This is a genomic window from Brevibacillus sp. AG, assembly GCF_028369215.1.
In the GTDB taxonomy this organism is placed as follows: domain Bacteria; phylum Bacillota; class Bacilli; order Brevibacillales; family Brevibacillaceae; genus Brevibacillus; species Brevibacillus porteri.
This window is the reverse complement of the sequence record NZ_JAQMYO010000007.1, coordinates 45,008-62,958: the sequence shown is the minus strand read 5'-3', so window position 1 is coordinate 62,958 and position 17,951 is coordinate 45,008. Positions and strand designations below refer to the sequence as shown.

General features: G+C 46.4%; 20 protein-coding genes. 10 read left to right on the top strand and 10 right to left on the bottom strand.

All coding sequences use genetic code 11. The annotated features are described in order from the left end of the window. Positions 1 to 31: 31 nt before the first annotated feature. A complete protein-coding gene (locus POF51_RS19055) occupies positions 32 to 514 on the bottom strand; it encodes a GyrI-like domain-containing protein (RefSeq protein WP_069845837.1) in 483 nt (160 codons plus the stop codon). 148 nt (positions 515 to 662) lie between these two features. Between POF51_RS19055 and POF51_RS19050 the strand changes: the two genes are divergently transcribed. From POF51_RS19050 to POF51_RS19040, 3 genes are all read left to right on the top strand, one after another. Continuing rightward, positions 663 to 995, top strand: a complete 333-nt coding sequence (locus POF51_RS19050) for a PadR family transcriptional regulator (protein WP_048031793.1) — start codon at positions 663 to 665, stop codon at positions 993 to 995. Continuing rightward, on the top strand, positions 992 to 2,299 hold the full coding sequence (locus POF51_RS19045; RefSeq protein WP_069845835.1) for an FtsW/RodA/SpoVE family cell cycle protein: 1,308 nt from the start codon (positions 992 to 994) through the stop codon (positions 2,297 to 2,299). The genes POF51_RS19050 and POF51_RS19045 overlap by 4 nt, the downstream gene beginning before the upstream one ends. Before the next feature lie 80 nt (positions 2,300 to 2,379). After that, positions 2,380 to 2,796 carry a VOC family protein gene (locus tag POF51_RS19040; protein ID WP_069845833.1) on the top strand — a complete coding sequence of 139 codons (417 nt, stop codon included), beginning with the start codon at positions 2,380 to 2,382 and terminating at the stop codon, positions 2,794 to 2,796. A gap of 71 nt (positions 2,797 to 2,867) precedes the next feature. On the opposite strand, the gene POF51_RS19035 is transcribed toward POF51_RS19040, so the two are convergent. Next, on the bottom strand, positions 2,868 to 3,248 hold the full coding sequence (locus tag POF51_RS19035; RefSeq protein WP_069845832.1) for a VOC family protein: 381 nt from the start codon (positions 3,246 to 3,248) through the stop codon (positions 2,868 to 2,870). A 159-nt stretch (positions 3,249 to 3,407) separates the two neighbouring features. On the opposite strand from POF51_RS19035, the gene POF51_RS19030 reads away from it, so the two are divergent. Then, a complete protein-coding gene (locus POF51_RS19030; RefSeq protein ID WP_271755906.1) occupies positions 3,408 to 5,138 on the top strand; it encodes an ABC transporter ATP-binding protein in 1,731 nt (576 codons plus the stop codon). A gap of 1 nt (position 5,139) precedes the next feature. Further along, entirely contained in the window at positions 5,140 to 6,981 is a 1,842-nt protein-coding gene (locus tag POF51_RS19025; RefSeq protein ID WP_271755904.1) for an ABC transporter ATP-binding protein, read from the top strand. A 57-nt stretch (positions 6,982 to 7,038) separates the two neighbouring features. Here POF51_RS19025 and POF51_RS19020 read toward each other — a convergent pair whose 3' ends face one another. From POF51_RS19020 to POF51_RS19010, 3 genes are all read right to left on the bottom strand, one after another. After that, positions 7,039 to 7,776, bottom strand: a complete 738-nt coding sequence (locus tag POF51_RS19020) for a class I SAM-dependent methyltransferase (RefSeq protein WP_271755903.1) — start codon at positions 7,774 to 7,776, stop codon at positions 7,039 to 7,041. After that, entirely contained in the window at positions 7,773 to 8,531 is a 759-nt protein-coding gene (locus POF51_RS19015; RefSeq protein WP_069845824.1) for an MBL fold metallo-hydrolase, read from the bottom strand. The genes POF51_RS19020 and POF51_RS19015 overlap by 4 nt, the downstream gene beginning before the upstream one ends. Before the next feature lie 83 nt (positions 8,532 to 8,614). Further along, entirely contained in the window at positions 8,615 to 8,881 is a 267-nt protein-coding gene (locus POF51_RS19010; RefSeq protein ID WP_106832903.1) for a CD3324 family protein, read from the bottom strand. Between the two features lie 288 nt (positions 8,882 to 9,169). Here POF51_RS19010 and POF51_RS19005 point away from each other — a divergent pair, with 288 nt between their 5' ends. Together POF51_RS19005 and POF51_RS19000 are read left to right on the top strand one after the other, a co-directional pair. After that, positions 9,170 to 9,376: a hypothetical protein gene (locus POF51_RS19005; RefSeq protein WP_069845820.1), complete on the top strand. Its 207-nt coding sequence runs from the start codon at positions 9,170 to 9,172 to the stop codon at positions 9,374 to 9,376. A gap of 95 nt (positions 9,377 to 9,471) precedes the next feature. Continuing rightward, positions 9,472 to 10,302: a prohibitin family protein gene (locus tag POF51_RS19000; RefSeq protein ID WP_271755902.1), complete on the top strand. Its 831-nt coding sequence runs from the start codon at positions 9,472 to 9,474 to the stop codon at positions 10,300 to 10,302. A gap of 48 nt (positions 10,303 to 10,350) precedes the next feature. Here POF51_RS19000 and ahpF read toward each other — a convergent pair whose 3' ends face one another. Next, entirely contained in the window at positions 10,351 to 11,880 is a 1,530-nt protein-coding gene (ahpF, locus tag POF51_RS18995) for an alkyl hydroperoxide reductase subunit F (protein ID WP_069845816.1), read from the bottom strand. Between the two features lie 13 nt (positions 11,881 to 11,893). Beyond that, positions 11,894 to 12,457 carry an alkyl hydroperoxide reductase subunit C gene (gene ahpC, locus POF51_RS18990; protein ID WP_007727513.1) on the bottom strand — a complete coding sequence of 188 codons (564 nt, stop codon included), beginning with the start codon at positions 12,455 to 12,457 and terminating at the stop codon, positions 11,894 to 11,896. Positions 12,458 to 12,766: 309 nt separating this feature from the next. Here ahpC and POF51_RS18985 point away from each other — a divergent pair, with 309 nt between their 5' ends. Together POF51_RS18985 and POF51_RS18980 are read left to right on the top strand one after the other, a co-directional pair. Then, the gene (locus tag POF51_RS18985; protein ID WP_017250883.1) at positions 12,767 to 13,258 is read left to right on the top strand and encodes a PH domain-containing protein; all 492 of its coding nucleotides are present in this window, start codon (positions 12,767 to 12,769) and stop codon (positions 13,256 to 13,258) included. 2 nt (positions 13,259 to 13,260) lie between these two features. After that, positions 13,261 to 14,775: a PH domain-containing protein gene (locus POF51_RS18980; RefSeq protein ID WP_271755900.1), complete on the top strand. Its 1,515-nt coding sequence runs from the start codon at positions 13,261 to 13,263 to the stop codon at positions 14,773 to 14,775. 41 nt (positions 14,776 to 14,816) lie between these two features. Here the strand turns inward: POF51_RS18980 and POF51_RS18975 are convergent, their stop codons facing one another. Beyond that, on the bottom strand, positions 14,817 to 15,209 hold the full coding sequence (locus tag POF51_RS18975) for a VOC family protein (protein ID WP_017250885.1): 393 nt from the start codon (positions 15,207 to 15,209) through the stop codon (positions 14,817 to 14,819). Between the two features lie 154 nt (positions 15,210 to 15,363). Here POF51_RS18975 and POF51_RS18970 point away from each other — a divergent pair, with 154 nt between their 5' ends. Next, complete coding sequence (locus tag POF51_RS18970) at positions 15,364 to 16,074, top strand: DUF421 domain-containing protein (RefSeq protein WP_069845812.1); 711 nt, start codon at positions 15,364 to 15,366, stop codon at positions 16,072 to 16,074. A 34-nt stretch (positions 16,075 to 16,108) separates the two neighbouring features. On the opposite strand, the gene POF51_RS18965 is transcribed toward POF51_RS18970, so the two are convergent. Together POF51_RS18965 and POF51_RS18960 are read right to left on the bottom strand one after the other, a co-directional pair. Next, entirely contained in the window at positions 16,109 to 16,969 is an 861-nt protein-coding gene (locus POF51_RS18965; protein WP_271755899.1) for an S-layer homology domain-containing protein, read from the bottom strand. Between the two features lie 36 nt (positions 16,970 to 17,005). Beyond that, positions 17,006 to 17,836, bottom strand: a complete 831-nt coding sequence (locus POF51_RS18960) for an MBL fold metallo-hydrolase (protein ID WP_271755898.1) — start codon at positions 17,834 to 17,836, stop codon at positions 17,006 to 17,008. Positions 17,837 to 17,951 lie beyond the last annotated feature (115 nt).

Here is a 17,951-nt window from a genome sequence, read left to right as displayed (position 1 = left end):
GAGCGGATTCCCTGGTTTTTCGCTATGTCTCTTATTTGAAGAGCGGGACGTAAATATCAATTTCATTGTCTTCTTGCTCTGGCTTGTAACGCTCGTCCCAATATTCAAAATCAAATCCGGCATAATCATATCCCGATTCGCAGAGCCAAGACCCGTAAAGAAAACCATATGTTTCGCCTAAGTTTGTCTCAGGTCCCTTGTGTGTTACTTTTGCAAATTTCCCTGCAGGAATCGTGTGACTGACCATCCCTTCAGGAATATCGGCGAGGCTGGAAACTGCGACGCCAATTAGGGTGGTAAAAGGATCAACGGCTGCATCGAAGTCATTTTTGTCAGGATAGATTTGGATTAGGTATTCGCCCTTACCAACTTGATTGTGAATCTCGCTTTTTCTAGCTCGCAAAGCTTCAGTCGTACTAGCGGAGTGTTTCTGTTCCAAGTCTTCTGTCACATTCGCCGTAAAAGTAAAACCAATTACGTGTGTTTCCTCGCGGGAGAGAACAGTTGGCTCCATGGAAAAACGTCCTTTCATTTAAAAAATAGGGATCATAATAAACATAGAGAAAAAAGTTGATAATGACAAGATTTGGATGATAGAATCATATGCATAGATTTATGATGTATTGTTAATCTAGGTATTTGCGATTAAATCGGGAGGCACTATGAAAATCAATAAGGAACTCTTAAAGGGCAGTACCGTGATTTTAATCTTGACGATGCTGGATCGAAAGGAAATGTACGGCTATGAAATCGCGAAAGCCATCGAGAAGGAGTCAAATGGTCTGTTTACGCTAAAAGAAGGGACGTTGTATCCGATCTTGCATGCACTCGAAGCGGAGCGTTATGTGGAAGCGTATTGGGATGAGAAGGATGGGAGGAAGCGTAAATACTATCGGATTACGGCAGAAGGTCGCGGGCAATTGAAGGAGAAAAAGCTCGAGTGGCATACGTTCCGCGATGGGATTGATCGGGTGCTGGGAGAGGGAAGAGCATGAAGCAGACGAATACACATCCATTGATTGCAGACTATCTCGATCAAGTATGTCGCCATGTGCGGGCAACGGAAATGCATCGCAGAATTCGGGATGAGCTGGAAAGTCACCTTCTAGATTTGATGGATGAGCAGATGGAAGAGGGTGTGAAAGAGGAGGAAGCGGTACGGCAAGCCATTTTGCAAATGGGCGATTCTACTGCGGTCGGGAAGCAGCTGCATCAGATTCATAAGCCCAGAGTGGAGTGGAGGCTTCTGGTGTATGTGGTGGCTTTTCTGGCTGTTGGGCTGTTTACGATGTATGGAATGCAGGTCAGTTTTATCGAGTTTAAACTGGACAGCTACTGGTTCTATGCCTTATTTGGTATCGGGGCGATGCTCACCTTTACCTTCACAGATTATCGCAAGCTTTTACCGTATTCGTTTCATTTGTATGTGCTGACTGTGATTGTGGTTTTGCTTACTATTGCTGATGGCACTACACTTAATGGGAAAGTAGTAATGAAAATTTGGCGTTCCATTCCGATCGATTTTGTGTCAATGTCCATGTATATGTTTCTCATAAGCGCTGCGGGTATGCTTCTTATTAGGACGTGGCGATTCCGTGGGACAGCTTCTAACCTGATTGTATTTGTTTTGTTGCCCGCTAGCCTTTTTCTTCTCGCTGGATCGCATGTGAATCTCATGCTTTATCTATTTGGATTTATGATACTTTTGATGTACACACAGACAGTACGGAAAGAAAAACTCTTCATAGTGATTGCGTCGGGTGTTGTTTTTGTGGGTACTTGTTTGTTGGATAGCTACGCTTTAGAAAGGGTGCTAGGCTGGATGCAACCGACCAAAGATCCGCTTGGAAGGGGATATTTTTATCTAGAATCGATGGAAGTGATCCGCTCTGCGAGTTTTTGGGGCAAGGGCTTCCATGCTCCTTTACCGAGCATGCCTTCATTAGAATCGGATTTCAAGTTCACCTATTTTATCCATAGATATGGCTGGTTTGGGGGAATCTTGATCTTTATAGCCGTTGCCTTATTTATGATGAGATTGGCTCGGGTCGTCAAGGATGTGGACGAGCCGTATGGGAAGCATCTCGTTGTCAGTATCGTACCTTTATTCTCTGTGTACTTCTTCTGGCCAATGTTGATGTCAACAGGCATGCTGCCAATCGTGAATCTTGAGATTCCTTTTCTCAGCTATAGTGACATAGGAACTGCTTTGGCTCATTTTGCTGCCCTTGGTCTTATCCTGAGCGTTCATCGGCACAGAAGCACAATTGGAAAGCCACATACCTACATGGAAAAATAGCAATCCATAAGAAGCCTCGTGCAATCGGAAATGCTAGGATATAGACATCAAGGAAAAACAAACCTGAGGAGGAAGTACACATGGCATTGCAATCCAAACAGATTTTCGTCAATTTACCAGTAAAAGACCTCAACAAATCCATCGACTTCTTTACAGCAATCGGCTATGAATTCAACCCGCAATTTACGGATCAAAATGCAGCATGCCTAGTGATCAGCGAAAACATTTTTGCCATGCTGCTCGTCGAAGAGTTTTTCCAAACGTTTACGAAAAAAGAACTGACAGATGCAACGAGAAGCACCGAGGTGATTGTCGCGTTGTCGGCGGACAGCAGAGCGCAAGTCGATGAGATTGTAAATAAAGCATTAAACGCGGGGGCAACTCCATCGAAAGATCCGATTGACCACGGCTTCATGTATAGCTGGAGCTTTCAAGATTTGGACGGACATCTGTGGGAGTTCTTGCATATGGATCAAGGCGCTGTTCCACAGGAATAAAAGACGGAGTAAAAGAACTGAGGGCAAAAAGCATGGGATCGAAGAGGGATTCCAGCTTTTTGCCCTTTTTGTCAATACTGGCACATCCCAAGTGGATTCCCGTCTGGGTCAAAAAACGTCAGCACCTTCGTAGACCCAAATTCATCAATCGGGGTTACCCTTACTCCACGCTCTGTTAACAGTTGATGTGCCGCCTCAATATCTGCGGGGAGAAAATTATAGTATTTGCCGACACCAAAACGATTTTCCGGAAATGTCATCGGCTGATGGTTCTCTACGCGGACGAGACAGATGACAGTGTTCGATTCCTCGGAAATCCGCATCGTGACCGCCTCCGCTTCCACAAACAAAGGACTGCACCCAAGCTTTTCTTTATACCATTTTGCAGACGCACTCGGGTCCGTCACAGGTATAAAAACTCCTTCCATACCTTTTAACAGCGATTGAGCCATCATTTCATCTCCCATTCGAGCAAAAATTGATCGCTTATGATTTCGACGATGAGGACAGAAAAAACCTGTAAGCCCCCACACTTTCCTTTTGACAATCTCTCGTGACATTTCGCTAGCTACGCGTTATCTTGTACGTAGAAACAAAGATGGGGTGAACGGATGCGCTTCTATACAACCTACATAAAAAAATACGGCGTAGTCGCCGGGATTTCCATGTTTTTCTTAGCTTTGGAGGCGGTATGTGATCTTTTGCAGCCGACGTTCCTTTCACACATTATCGATACGGGTATAGCAAACCGGGATATGGACTACGTGCTCAAGACAGGCGGGCTGATGCTGCTCGTTACGGCGTTGGGGGCAGTCGCGGCATCGATCCGCAACGTGCTGGCTACATACGTCTCGCAAAACTTTGGTGCGCAGCTGCGCGCAGATTTGTTTTCAAAAGTGCAGTCCTTATCCTTTGAAAACTTGAATAAGTTCGACAGAGCCTCGCTCGTGACACGTCTGACCAATGACGTCAATCAAGTGCAGATGTTTGTGAATGGCATGATGCGAATATTCGTCAAAGCGCCGTTGATGTGCATCGGCGGGTTGTTTATGGCAACCCAATTGAACGTGGATTTGGCTGTGATTCTCGCAATTGTCGTACCCATTGTGGGATTGTTTATTTTCTTGAATATGAAAATTGGTTTTCCTTTTTTTCTGAAGGTGCAACAAGCACTTGACCGGGTGAATGGTACGATGCGTGAGTATTTATCTGGCGTACGAGTCGTTAAGGCATTCAATCGCTTTGATTTTGAGCGTGGCAAGTTTACACGGGCAAACGAAGAGCTGCAATCCAAATCGGTATCGGCTACGCGAGTGATGTCCATCTTCAGTCCCGCGATCATGCTGACGATGAACCTCGGAATTGTCGCGGTCCTCTGGCTTGGGGGGCTTGGCGTAGAACGAGGAAGCATCGAAGTCGGACATATCATCGCGTTTACGAACTACATGACGCAAATTTTGTTTTCACTCATGATGATTTCCTTGGTATTTAACATGTTTGTGCGGGCCAAAGCATCAGCGGGACGCATCGGAGAAGTATTTGCTGAAGAAAACCAAATGAGCTGGAAAGAGGAACAACCTCATGAGCTTCCAAGCAAAAGGGGACGCATCGACTTCGAGCAGGTTAGCTTCTCGTATGACGGTGGGAGCGGACTGCCGGTACTCAAGCAGATTTCGTTTACTTGTCTGCCTGGAGAGACCGTCGGGATTATCGGGTCGACAGGCGCTGGAAAAAGCAGTTTGGTTGGCTTGATTCCACGGTTTTATGATGTAACGGAAGGCACGATTCGGGTAGATGACATGGATGTACGAGACATCGAGCCCAAGCGATTACGTGAAAAAATGGCGATCGTGCCGCAAAAAACCATGCTGTTTACAGGCACGGTGATGGAAAACATTCGTTGGGGCAAGGCAGAGGCGACCTACGAGGAGGTCGAGCAAGCGGCACGTATGGCGCAGGCTCACGATTTCATCTCCACCACTCCTGAAGGCTATGAGACACGGGTAGGGCAGGGAGGAGTCAACTTCTCTGGAGGACAGAAGCAGCGTATTTCCATAGCCAGAGCATTGGTGAAAAAGCCGGACATCCTCATTCTCGACGACAGTACAAGTGCGGTAGATGTGGCGACAGAAGGAAAGATTAAGGATGCACTTCGAGCCTATGCGGCTGGCCTTACCTGCATCTTGATCGCACAGCAGATCACGTCTGTCATGGATGCGGATAAAATCATCGTGCTCGACAATGGGGAAGTCGCTGGCATCGGTACGCATGACGAGTTGATGACCTCTTGTCAGGTCTATCAGGAAATCTTTCAGTCACAAATCGGTCGGGAGGTGAAATAAGGTGAGTCAACAGAAACAACAACCTGTCTTTTCACCGAGACCTGGACGAGGCTTTGGACATGGTGCTGCCAGAGGTCCAGTGAGTAAGCCCAAGAATTTTGCGGCTACGCTAAAAAGGCTCTGGCAAGCTTTTGGAAAAGAAAAAAAGCTGCTGCCGGTGGTATTTGTCATTGTTTTTGTCGATGGACTACTCATGCTGTCTGCACCTTATTTGATCGGAAAGTCGATTGATACGATGACAGGTGGCGAGGAAGCTCTTAGCTTTTTGTCTATCTTCATTCTTGCCTTGCTCGGCTCCTACATCTTGGATGGGGCACTGACGTTTTTGCAAAGCTGGTTGATGGCAGGCATCTCGCAACGGATCGTCACGAATCTGAGGCAAGCCCTTTTTGACAAGCTGCAAAAGCTGCCGATTGCTTATTTCGATGCGCGTACGCACGGGGAGTTAATGAGCAGGCTCACGAATGATATCGACAACGTCAGCAACTCGATCTCTCAATCCACAACGCAGTTGATGTCAGGAGGGATCGTGATACTTGGTTCGCTGGTGATGATGCTCGTCTTGTCTCCGATCCTGACACTCGCATGCCTGATCACGGTGCCACTCGTGTTTCTGCTCACACGCACGATTGCCAAACGAACGAGTGTACTGTTCAAAAATCAGCAGATGGAGCTGGGTAAGCTAAACGGGCACATTGAAGAGACGATTTCAGGCATCCAGGTGGTGCAGGCCTTCAATTATGAGCAAAAGGCCATTGAGGACTTTACGACGATCAATGACCGGCTCTGCAAGATCGGGATCAAGGCACAGGTATGGACGGGCTTTCTCATGCCGATCATGAACGTGATTAACAACCTCGGCTTTGCCATGGTAGCGATTGTCGGAGGTGTACTCGCTGTAAAAGGACTGATCACAGTAGGTGTGATTGCGAGCTTTCTCAGCTATTCCCGACAGTTTGTCCGCCCGCTGAACGACCTCGCGAACATTTTCAATGTGCTTCAATCCGGTGTTGCTGGGGCGGAGCGGGTGTTTGAGGTATTGGATGAACAAGAGGAGCCATTGGATTCTCCGGGTGCCACTGTGCTTGCACAGCCCAAGGGTCACGTCGTGTTTGATCAGGTCAGCTTTGGCTATCGTCCGGATCAACCGATTTTGAAAAATTTTAGCTTCGAGGCACAGGCAGGGAGTACCATCGCGTTAGTCGGTCCTACGGGTGCAGGCAAGACCACCATCGTGAATTTGCTCACGCGGTTTTACGATGTGACCTCAGGTACGATTTATTTGGATGGAAAAGACATTCGGGAGTATTCGCGGGACAGCTTGCGGCGCAGCTTTGGCTTTGTTTTGCAGGATACGTACTTGTTTTCGGGTACTATCAAGGAAAATATTATGTACGGCAAGCCCGATGCGACAGATACGGAGGTAGTCGCCGCTGCGAAAATGGCGAATGCGGACGTGTTCATCAATCGGCTGCCGATGCGTTATGATACGATGCTGACGGAAAATGGGGGCAACCTGAGTCAGGGACAACGCCAGCTTTTGGCGATTGCACGCGTTATACTCGCCAAGCCGTCGCTGCTCATACTCGACGAGGCGACTAGCAGCATTGACACACGGACAGAACTGAATATCCAAGATGCGCTCCTCACCATTATGGAGGGACGTACGAGCTTTGTGATTGCGCATAGGCTTAATACAATTCGGGATGCCGATACGATTATGGTCGTGGATCGGGGAGAGATCGTGGAAAAAGGCAGTCACGATGAACTCACCCGGCAGAAAGGTACCTATTATCAATTGTTTTACAACCAGTTTAAAAATCTAGAGGCTGCTGGGGAATAATAGAGCACCCCGTCCAAACACGGAAATGACGTGGAGGACGGGGTGCTTTTTTATCGGTTAGGATGCTCGTTTACTGGCGGCGATCAATAAGAAGATCGGCCGACGGAGTTCGTCTCGCATCCCGGGTATATCCAGCATTTCTTCAGGAGGGCCAGGTTCAGCGACTTTTGTTAGGTGAAATCCGGCAGCAAGGAGATCGTTCATATAGCTCGAAAACGTTCGGTGGTACTTGACGACTTCATGATCCAGAAAGGTGGTTTGCCGGATGCCTTCCTGCTGATAGTTGTCCACTGGCCAGTGCATTCGTTCGCCTTGAGGTCCGTAATGCCAGTCCTGTTCAGCTAGAGCAGTGAAGACGGGATGCTCCACGGAGAAAACGAAGGAACCTCCAGGAGCAAGACAGTGATAAACACGTTGGCAAAGCAAGTCAAAGCGCTCCACATAATGGATGGCCAAGGAACTGATGACGACGTCGAATGCCTCTGGAGCAAAATCGATGTCTTCAATCGGAAGACGCTGATACTCGATGGCGGGATCAGTTGTAGTCTCTCTGGCACGAGCCAGCATTTTTTCGGAAAGGTCCACACCCACAACGGAGCGGGCCTGTTGCTCACGTGCATATCGGCAGTGCCAGCCGAAGCCACAGCCAAGATCGAGGACCTTTTTCTCGCGAAGGGAAGGCAGTAGCTCCCGAAACGCGTGCCATTCTCCCGCGGCGTTCAGTCCCTCAATCGAACGAGCCATTTGACTGTATGTGGTGAAAAAGCCTTGCTCATCGTATTTGTTCTGTTTCATCCGTTCAAAACCTCCTGGGTCGGGTCGTAGGCTTGGAGTAGTTCTCGCAGCGCTTGCTTGACGTCCCCTTGAAACGATCCACCGTGATAGCAAATCAACTGCTCGATGTCATATTCGAGTAAGTGGTAGACAGAGCGAATCGCTCCCTGCATATCCAGCGTATAGGACGGATTGGCGATTTCGAGTCTACCGTTTTCGATCACAACAGCATCTCCGGCAATCAGCGTTTTGCTTGCGATCAAATACAACGAAATATGTCCCGGTATATGTCCAGGTGTGTGAATGATCTTGATGCCGCCACACCAAGGTAGACGTTCGTGATTCGTTACGGTTCGATCAACCCCAGTGGGCTCGATGGACTGCAAAAAGCGAATAAATTCCTTAGCATGCTGCTTTTCACCAGACGACAGATGATCCAGTGTCGCTTGCGCCTGCTCCAATCGCAAAGAAGTTTTTTGTCCGGCGATATACGGTGCTTCGGATTCGTAGGCGATGATTTCGAGGTGCGGATAGGCTCGTTTTAACGCTGCCAAAGAACCGATGTGATCCATATCGTGATGCGTCACAATGACCTTCGTAAGGTCGTCGAGCGTAAGCTGTTGCTTGTGTGCAGCCTCCTGAAGCAGTGGCAAAAAGTCTGGATAACCACAGTCCACAAGGATCATTTCATGCTCATCCTGCAGTAGCACAGGGGTAATGATCTGTGCAGATCCATTGTACATAAACGAAATGTCGAGAAAGTGAATCTGGTTCATACGTTGTTCCTCCTGACTGACTGATCTTACAAAGGAGTGTAACGCAATTGGGAAACAGACACACGGCCGACCTTTTCTCTGTCTCATTTATGTCCACGAATAATGCGCCGAATACTGTGTTCGGTCAAGTAATGTTTCCGGGCGAGCATTTTGACAGAAGCCCCTTCGTGAAATGCCTGCCAAATCGCTTGATTGCGCTCGTTTAGCCACTGCTTTGTGTCTGTAGAGGCGCCCCATTGTCGTTTGTTTTCGTGGTGGATCGGGATGTACAAATAACTTCCTTGTACATAATGCTGAATTTGCCGCAGCAGATCGTCTGGCAATAAGTCTTGTGCATTTTTGTATTTCATTTGCTTTGCTCCTGTCTATATAGCGTGATGTGCGTATATAGATGAGCAAAGAGATCCTCAACTCAATATGTGGAAAGGCTCTGAACCAAGAGAAAGCGGAACTCTTTGCTCAGAGCCGCATTCGGCTCTTCGTACATAAGGGTCTAGCATATGAATCATCTCCCTTCTTGATTCTATAGTAGTGAGAAAGGGGAGTTCCTTCAATAAACATCTTTTCCTTGATTGCGAAATAAAGGGTAAGATGAGAGGGATGCGTAGATTTGTTTTTCGGATAGGGGATGAGAAAAAATGAGTCTTGGAGGTTTTCAGAGCGGCTTTTCCGCCCGCAAGGTACCACGTTCGGAAGTGCGGTGGGGACAGTTTTTAATATGCGATCACGGGTGTGAGGAAGTCATCCAATTGATTTCGCATGTATCTGGTGAAGTCGAATTTGAGCTATGCAAAATCGAGGCAGAGCGTATGGCACGCGTTCTTTTAGAAGCATCGAAAGCATAGCGCTCATGACATGTATTTTTCATAAATTTCTTGAAACTTATAGCCCACTCCCTCGTATAAATGAATGAGCATGTATAGATAGAGGGAGGACGAGTATGAGCGACAAAAATGTTGTAAAAATGAGTCCCTTTCAAGCTGGAGGAAAGCTAATCGCAACGATTGTGATACTGGTCGTGTTGGTCTTACTTGGCACGCAATCTTTTACGATTATTTCCGCAGGGCATAGTGGAGTTGTACTGCAACTGGGAGCGGTACAGCCAAAAGTGCTGCAAGAGGGCATGCATTTTAAAATTCCGTTCATCCAAACCGTGGTGCCGATGGAAGTGCGAGTGCAAAAATCAGAAATGAGCCAGACTTCTGCTTCACGTGACTTGCAAACCGTATCTACGACGATTGCCGTTAACCATCATTTGGATGCAGAAAATATCAATAAGCTGTATCAGCAAGTGGGATTAGAGTACAATAGCCGAATTGTTGATCCTGCCATTGCCGAATCATTTAAAGCCGTGACCGCTCAATACACAGCAGAGGAACTGGTATCCAAACGTTCCGAGGTCAGCCAAAAGGTAAAAGAAGTCCTGCATAAAAAGCTGGCAAACTATAACATCATCCTCGACGAAATCAATATTCGCGAGTTTACTTTCAGTGATGAATTCAACCGCGCCATTGAATCCAAGCAGGTGGCTGAGCAGCAAGCGCTCAAATCGAAGCTGGACCTGGAGCGGATCAAGATCGAGAAAGAGCAGGAAATCACGAGAGCAGAAGCACAAGCACAAGCACTGCGCCTGCAAAAGCAAGAGGTTACGCCAGAGCTGATTCAGCTCAGACAGATTGAGGCCCAACTCGAAGCGATCCGCAAATGGGATGGAAAGCTGCCGAACGTAACGGGTGGAGCTACTCCGTTTATCAACGTGGGTTCCCAATAACCGAATAAATGAACAAAGCCACTCCCTTTATAAGGAGTGGCTTTGTTTTTAGTTGCGGATGAGATAATCGAAAGCTCCCAAAGCCGCAGTAGCACCAGATCCCATCGAAATGATGATCTGTTTATAAGCACTGTTCGTGCAATCACCGGCTGCAAAAACACCAGGGATGTTTGTAGAACCATGGCTGTCTACCACGATCTCACCAAAGCGAGTGCGCTCAATCGTGTCGCCCAACCAATCTGTGTTCGGTACCAGACCGATCTGTACAAACACACCTTGCAATTCAATGTGCTTGGTTTCACCTGTCTCCCGTTCGATGTAAGAAATACCGTTTACTTTATCCGTACCCGTAATTTCTTTGGTTTGAACGTTTTTGAGTACAGTGACATTCGGCAGACTGTAGAGACGATCTTGCAATACCGCGTCAGCTTTCAGCTCTGGCGAGAATTCCAGAACGGTTACATGCTTCACAATACCTGCGAGATCAATCGCTGCTTCCACACCTGAATTACCGCCACCAACAACTGCGACATCTTTGCCTATGAACAAAGGACCGTCGCAGTGAGGGCAATACGCTACACCCTTGTTCTTGAACTCTGCTTCACCTGGTACACCCAGATTCCGCCAACGAGCACCTGTCGACAAGATGACTGTCTTACTCTTCAGAACAGCGCCGTTTTCAAGTTCAATTTCGATCAGATCCTTCTTCTCTAAACGCTTGGCACGTTGCAGCTTCATGACATCAATGCCATACTCTTTTACTTGTTTCTCCAAGTTGGCTGCGAGCTGAGGACCTTCAATGTATTTCACACTGATGAAGTTCTCAATGCCCAATGTGTCATTGACTTGACCGCCAAGGCGTTCAGCAACGAGGCCAGTACGAATCCCTTTGCGTGCTGCATAGATCGCCGCACTTGCACCTGCTGGGCCACCGCCCACAACAAGCACATCATAAGGGTCTTTATTGTCAAACTCAGATGCGTCTGGAGCAGAACCCAGCTTGGCAAGAATTTCTTCCACAGTCATACGACCGCTTTCGAAAAATTCACCATTGAGGTAAACGCTCGGCACAGCCATCACGTTTTTGCTCTCTACCTCATCCTTGAATACGGCACCGTCAATCATTGTATGAGTAATACCAGGATTGAAGATACTCATCAAGTTCAGAGCTTGGACAACATCTGGACAATTGTGGCAACTCAAGCTGATGTAAGATTCGAACTTATATTCACCACGAAGTTCTTTGATTTGATCAATGACACTTTGCTCGACCTTTGGAGCTCTTCCGCTAACTTGCAAGAGAGCCAATACCAAGGAAGTAAATTCATGACCAAGTGGAGTACCAGCAAAAACGACGCCAGTATCTTCACCGACACGGTTTACGCTAAAGCTAGGTGTGCGAGTTAATGCTGCTTTCTCCACACTGATCTTCAAAGACATGCTGGCTAACTCATCAATCAGTGCAAGCATCTCAGAAGATGCCTCATCGGTGCCTGCACTGACTTTGAGTACAATATCGCCTTCCAAGAGCTCGAGATATTGTTCTAGTTGCGCTTTGATTTCTTGGTCAAGGGCCATTTTATATCACACCTTAAATTTTGCCTACGAGATCAAGGCTTGGTTTCAGTGTTTTGCCACCTTCTTGCCATTTTGCTGGGCAAACTTCACCTGGATTGTTGCGAACATATTGTGCTGCTTTGATTTTGTTGATCAGAGCACTTGCATCACGGCCAATGCCACCTGCAGTAATCTCAACAGCTTGAACGACACCGTCTGGGTCGATGATGAATGTACCGCGATCTGCCAGACCTTCAGCTTCGATCAATACATCGAAGTTGCGGGAGATAACATGGGAAGGATCGCCGATCATGATGTATTCTACTTTACCGATTGCTTCAGAGCTGGAGTGCCATGCTTTATGAGTGAAGTGAGTATCTGTAGAAACGGAGTATACTTCAACACCGAGTTCTTTCAAAGTTGCATATTGATTTTGCAGATCTTCGAGTTCAGTAGGGCAAACGAAAGTAAAGTCTGCTGGGTAGAAGCAAACTACGCTCCATTGACCTTTGAAGTTTGCTTCTGTTACTTCGAGGAATTTACCTTTTTGGAATGCTTGTGCTTTAAAAGGCAATACTTCAGTTCCGATGAGTGACATAGTGTTAGCTCCTTTATATGTTTTTTTGTATAGTACATATTCAGGACATGCGTAACGAGGCATGCTTGAATATAATTTACAATGATTATTATTTAATAAATGATTCAGTAAGTCAAGTTTTTTATAATGATTATAATGTGATAATTTTTACAAGCCGTTTTCTCCATCATTTAGTATGATTCGAACGGCATAAGAGTATTCGTTTGCTGTATGAAAAATTGACGAATCGTCCGTAGAAACCGGGCGGATTGTTTTACGTATGAATTAAAGAGCGAATTGAGAGCGTAATAAACATACAGGAGTGATGATATGCCATCTCCAATTAGCGCACCGCAAAAATGCTTGTCCAAGGATGCGTTCAAAGTACAACTGATTACTGAGGGGATTACGGCAGTGATTGGGTTGGTTATTTTGGCCGTCCTTTATTATCTAGATGATCGTTTTGCCTGGAAGGAATGGATCGGATGGAGTCTGCACGGATTGCTCGTGATCGGTGTGATCGCGATGATTTGGTCTTTTGTCGAGCCGTATTTTTTATATAAAAGCTGGCGGTATGATATCGACGAAGATTTCTTGCAATTGAAATTCGGGGTGATCACAGAGAGACATTTCCTTGTCCCTATGACGAAAATCCAAGCAGTTTCAACGAAGCAAGGACCGATTTTACGAAAGTACGGATTGTACACCATCTCGATAAAAACAATGGGGTCCTCGCACGAAATTCCAGGACTGCCGGGGGATGTCGCTTCTCAATTAAGAGAACAGATTGCACACTACGCCAAATTAAAGGAAGTGGAGTAGTGATGGAAGCAAAACGATACCATCTACTAAATATCCTTTTTGATCTCATCACCCAAGTAAAGCATCTGTTTTTTCCTGCGTTGATTCTGTTTGTGTTCAATCGTGATTCGACTAATGCATTCATTACGTATGGGAGAATTGTGTTTTACATCTATGTAGTAGGGATGCTGGTCTATCTGGTTTTGAAATGGCTTTCGTACAAATATAGGCTGGATGATACGGCTTTCCATCTTTACCAAGGAATTTTTACAAAGACAAAGCAAACGATCCCCTTTGCCAAAATCCAAAACGTCAATCGACATACGACGTTGCTGCACCGGATTTTCAAGGTGACTTCCATTCGATTTGAGACAGGGATGGTTGGGGATGATTCTACCGTGGAATTCGCGGTGATTTCTTTAAACGAAGCGGATCGACTGGAGGCTTACACGAAACAGGCAGTGCGAGTAGAGAAAGAGCCTGAAGCTGAAGGGAAAGAAGGAGACGCGACCTCTTTGGAGGAAATCGGTACGCCGTATCCCACTCCTGAGCGAATCATTCACTTTACGCCAACGAAAAAAGAGATTATCAAGGCTTCCTTCACTTCTCTCAGCTTCCTCGGGATGATTACGTTACTGGTATGGGCGTATTTCAAACTCACCGAATATATCGACGTGGAGGAGCAGGTAGTAGGTATTTATTCGCTTATTACGAGCTCATGGACATTGATTACGCTGACAGCCGTTGGACTTCTGGTCCTATCCATCGTATTCGGTATGGTCACGACTTACATTCGTTACGGAAAATATGAGATATCGTCGGATCATGAGCGAATTTACATTGCCAAAGGAGTTATCGAAGAAACAGCTTTTTCGATCGCAAAAGAGAGAGTGCAGGCGATTAAAATCAAGCAATCCTTGTTAAAGCGCATGCTGGGTCTCGCCGAAGTCAAGCTGACGGTTGTCGGCGGGGATAGTGATTCGGAGAAAGATAAACAGGATGTCAGCTCACTCTATCCATTTTTACCGGTAAAACGTGCGTATGAGATGATCTCAGAAATATTGCCTGCGTATGAAGTGACGGAAGAAATGACGAGTCTCCCAATCAAATCGTTATGGGTTCGCTTGGTCAGATCATGCTGGATTTGGATGATAGGAACAGGTGCGCTTTCCTACTTCAAGCCGAATATTTGGGGATGGGAGCAAGCATGGTGGATCATATCCATTGCGTTGACACTGTTCGTTCTGGTCTTCGAGGTCATTGAATTCTACAACACGCGATACACCTTGAATGATCACTTCATCCAGTTCCAAACAGGGAGCTTAACCACAACATTATTTGTCTCCAAACGAGAAAAGATTATTGAGGTCAACGTCAAAAGAGACCTTCTTCAAAAGCAGTTAGGTCTCGCTTCTATCAAAACGGTCAATCGCGCCAAACCAGTGAGTCATAAAGCGGTAACAGATGTGCCGATTAAGTTGGCGGAAGGGTTTTATCAGTGGTATATGGGACGTAGAAAAGAGATTAAAGTAGAGTAGAAGAAGAGGGAACGTAGAAGGAAAAGGCGAATCTTTTCCCTCTACGTTCTTGTGCTTTCAAACAGCTCCAGCCACTCCCCATCCGGACCTTTGAAGAACATATAACGCGAACCGTTTGGTAGTGTGGTTATTTCCTGATCGATAAAGGATACATGTAGTTGCTTCAAACGGTCGATTTCAGCTTCGAGGTTGTCTACAGAAAACGCAAGGTGGTGGACCTTGCCCTCTACCGGCAGTGAATCGCTATATCCGTGAATGAGCTCCAGCTCTGTCTCTGTACTCCCCGGAAATCCAAGAAAAGCGAGGGTAATGACTCCGTTGGAATGAGCGAGCTTTCCTTTTAGCTCCATCCCAATTACTTCGGTGTAAAAGGCAATGGATGCCTCCAAATCTTTTACCATCAAACCCACATGCTCCAGCTTTTTGATTGCCATATTCGTTCGTTCCTTTCCACAGGTATGATTTTTTCTATTGTAGAAGAATTTGTAGGAAAAGTCTGTATGCGCAAACAGACAGGATGGTTTTTCCGTTGAAAAACATGGCTATAATTTGGATATAGTGGAAATTTTGTCATCCTCGGGGTGGAGCATGGAGTCAATTGTGGAAATAGTTGCGAGAGTAGCACTGGCTTTTGCGATCATGATGATCATTACACGGATGCTGGGGAAGCAGACGATCGCGCAAATGACGTATCACGACTTTGTCGCGGCGATCACTTTGGGGGCGTTGACAGCCAATCTTGCCTTTAACAACATGATTAAAATCTCGCATATGATCGTGGTGTTACTCACTTTTAGTGGCATCGCCTATTCGCTCATGATCCTCTCTCTGAAAAGCCGGAAGATGCGAAAATGGTTTTCGGGCCAGCCGACGGTGATCATCCAGAATGGAAGAATTCTCGAAGATAACATGCGCAAGCTGAAGCTGTCTTTGGATACGCTGAATCAAGAGCTGAGGGAGAGAAACATTTTTAATATCGAAGAAGTTCAATATGCTGTGCTGGAGTTGAATGGAGAGGTATCGGTCCTGCGAAAGCCGCAGTTTCTGCCTGTCACACGCGGAGACTTAAAGCTGAAAACGGGGAATAGGCAGGCATTCCCGATTGAATTAATCATGGATGGCCAAATCATCCAGAGCAATTTACGCCAACATAGCCTGACCATCGAGTGGCTACTCTCACAGGTGGGCAAAAAAGGCTTGAGCGTCGCGGAAGTGAATTACGCCGTGATTAGCTCCAATGGACAAATTTACTTCGATCCGTATAAGGACGGTATCACCAATCCGATCGACAAAGAATAAGGATTCGCAAAAAAACCTCCGAGGTGGAGGTTTTTCACTTGCTCGAGTATTGGCGGAGTGTCCCTGTTTGCTTCAAATAGTTATAAAATCTGTGCAAAATAGTGACAGCTTCTGCACGAGTCAGCATTTCTCCACCCTCGAACTTGCCGTTCCAGGCAGTCATGATCCCTGTTTTTTGCAAGAGGGCGAGATTAGTTCCAATGATTCCACTGTAGTCATCCGTAAACAAGATTTCATTGTCGTCGTGCCCAAAGAGAAGGGGATAGAGGATATTCGTCTTGTCTGCCCCATCTTCGTTGTACCGACCATCCTCCTGGAAAGTATCTTCAGGCGAATTTGGATCAAGCGAATACGGACTCAAGACGATGGGAATATCCCGCATGGCAGAAAGGATTTGAAAAACTTCTGCAGCTGGAATGTCTTGGTTATCTAACATAAAAACGGGCAGCATGTTTGCCGTACCAATTCGATTCAGCTTGGTATCCGGGAAAAATTTTGCACCAGCAGGTGAATCGTTTACGGCATTCCACCAATCTTGTGTGACGATTGATGTGATTTCCGTGTACGCCCAGTGATTTTTGGGCACGTCTGCAAATTTCTCGATGTGATAGCTGCTGTAATCTGTTTTTTTGTTAGCCTTGTACGGTCTATATTGATCAAACAGGCGATAAATCATGACAGTCATTTCTGCCTTGTCGACCAATCTGTCAGGTTGGAAGCGACCGTCAGGATAACCACTAACCACACCCTTATCTACCATGAAGGAGATCGAATTCATGGCCCAACCGTATTTCTTCGGATCGACATCATTAAATTTCGGTGCAGCATGAGAAACTGCAGGATAAATACCAGATAATCCGAGAATGAGTGCAAGTAACACTGTGATGACTTTCATATGTTCTCCTCTCTTTTTTCTATGAAATGGTAAGGATTATCCTTCTAGTATACTATCCGGCGATGGAAAAGGAATGCGCTCTGCAAGAACAGATGTGACGATATGCAGCGAGTCAAACTCGCCAGACGAAGCCGCGATGATTGGTGGTTTAGAAGGAAACAGTTGCTTGTTTATTTCATGGGGAGAAAGCCCTTGGCTATGCAAATGCAGGATTTCCCCAGACAGATTCTCCAAATGCCCCAGCTTTTGTTGCAAGCGTATTTTCCCGTCTGGATGATAGCCGGAATGGGCGCAAAAGATCGACTTGAAGTCACAAGCCAGTACAGTACGAAGGGAATTCATCAAGGTGGGGATCGATTCTTCTCGTAGTATGACCTTCGTTTTCACCCCCATAAAAAGATCGCCACAGAACAAGCGGCCAGTCCTTTCGTCCAATAAGGCTACATGGTCTTGGGCATGGCCGGGGGTATAAAGCACCTTCCATTCCGTAGAGCGAGAGTGATGGACGTCACCCAAAGGTTGGGCCACAAACGGATCACGAATCCCCCAAGTAAGCTTACGGTAGAAAGGGTACTGAGCTTTTTGTGAGCAAATATCGACTCCTTTTTCGTGAATGAAAAGAGGGACCTGCTTGTGCTGGGCAATCCACGAGGCGGTACCGACATGGTCTTCATGGCTGTGCGTCAGTACGACCGAATCAAACGAGGCTTCCTGAAACCTGTGAACGAGAGCTTGCTCAAGTACTTTCGGGCCAGTATCAACCAGCATGCCATCCGTCACATAACCATAAATCCCTGATTCCCAATCCCCTACGCGAACAATCCCTTCCAGACATGCCACGTCTTCATGATGATGAATGTGAATCATACCGCACACCTCCCATAGTAATGGAATCATTATACTATTGAATGAGTATTCAGTCATTTTTGATTGCGATCTACACTCATCCTATATCTCTGTATCGTGTATGATGAATAGGGAT

Excerpts from the sequence above, each read along its gene's own strand:
- POF51_RS19045 (WP_069845835.1), top strand. The coding sequence starts at position 992 with ATGAAGCAGACGAATACACATCCATTGATTGCAGACTATCTCGATCAA.
- POF51_RS19000 (WP_271755902.1), top strand. The coding sequence starts at position 9,472 with ATGAGCGACAAAAATGTTGTAAAAATGAGTCCCTTTCAAGCTGGAGGA.
- POF51_RS19040 (WP_069845833.1), top strand. The coding sequence starts at position 2,380 with ATGGCATTGCAATCCAAACAGATTTTCGTCAATTTACCAGTAAAAGAC.
- POF51_RS18970 (WP_069845812.1), top strand. The coding sequence starts at position 15,364 with ATGGAGTCAATTGTGGAAATAGTTGCGAGAGTAGCACTGGCTTTTGCG.
- POF51_RS19010 (WP_106832903.1), bottom strand. The coding sequence starts at position 8,881 with ATGAAATACAAAAATGCACAAGACTTATTGCCAGACGATCTGCTGCGG.
- POF51_RS18975 (WP_017250885.1), bottom strand. The coding sequence starts at position 15,209 with ATGGCAATCAAAAAGCTGGAGCATGTGGGTTTGATGGTAAAAGATTTG.
- POF51_RS19050 (WP_048031793.1), top strand. The coding sequence starts at position 663 with ATGAAAATCAATAAGGAACTCTTAAAGGGCAGTACCGTGATTTTAATC.
- POF51_RS19055 (WP_069845837.1), bottom strand. The coding sequence starts at position 514 with ATGGAGCCAACTGTTCTCTCCCGCGAGGAAACACACGTAATTGGTTTT.
- POF51_RS18980 (WP_271755900.1), top strand. The coding sequence starts at position 13,261 with ATGGAAGCAAAACGATACCATCTACTAAATATCCTTTTTGATCTCATC.
- POF51_RS19030 (WP_271755906.1), top strand. The coding sequence starts at position 3,408 with ATGCGCTTCTATACAACCTACATAAAAAAATACGGCGTAGTCGCCGGG.
- POF51_RS18985 (WP_017250883.1), top strand. The coding sequence starts at position 12,767 with ATGCCATCTCCAATTAGCGCACCGCAAAAATGCTTGTCCAAGGATGCG.
- ahpF (WP_069845816.1), bottom strand. The coding sequence starts at position 11,880 with ATGGCCCTTGACCAAGAAATCAAAGCGCAACTAGAACAATATCTCGAG.
- POF51_RS19020 (WP_271755903.1), bottom strand. The coding sequence starts at position 7,776 with ATGAAACAGAACAAATACGATGAGCAAGGCTTTTTCACCACATACAGT.
- POF51_RS18965 (WP_271755899.1), bottom strand. The coding sequence starts at position 16,969 with ATGAAAGTCATCACAGTGTTACTTGCACTCATTCTCGGATTATCTGGT.
- POF51_RS19015 (WP_069845824.1), bottom strand. The coding sequence starts at position 8,531 with ATGAACCAGATTCACTTTCTCGACATTTCGTTTATGTACAATGGATCT.
- POF51_RS19005 (WP_069845820.1), top strand. The coding sequence starts at position 9,170 with ATGAGTCTTGGAGGTTTTCAGAGCGGCTTTTCCGCCCGCAAGGTACCA.
- POF51_RS19035 (WP_069845832.1), bottom strand. The coding sequence starts at position 3,248 with ATGGCTCAATCGCTGTTAAAAGGTATGGAAGGAGTTTTTATACCTGTG.
- POF51_RS18960 (WP_271755898.1), bottom strand. The coding sequence starts at position 17,836 with ATGATTCACATTCATCATCATGAAGACGTGGCATGTCTGGAAGGGATT.
- ahpC (WP_007727513.1), bottom strand. The coding sequence starts at position 12,457 with ATGTCACTCATCGGAACTGAAGTATTGCCTTTTAAAGCACAAGCATTC.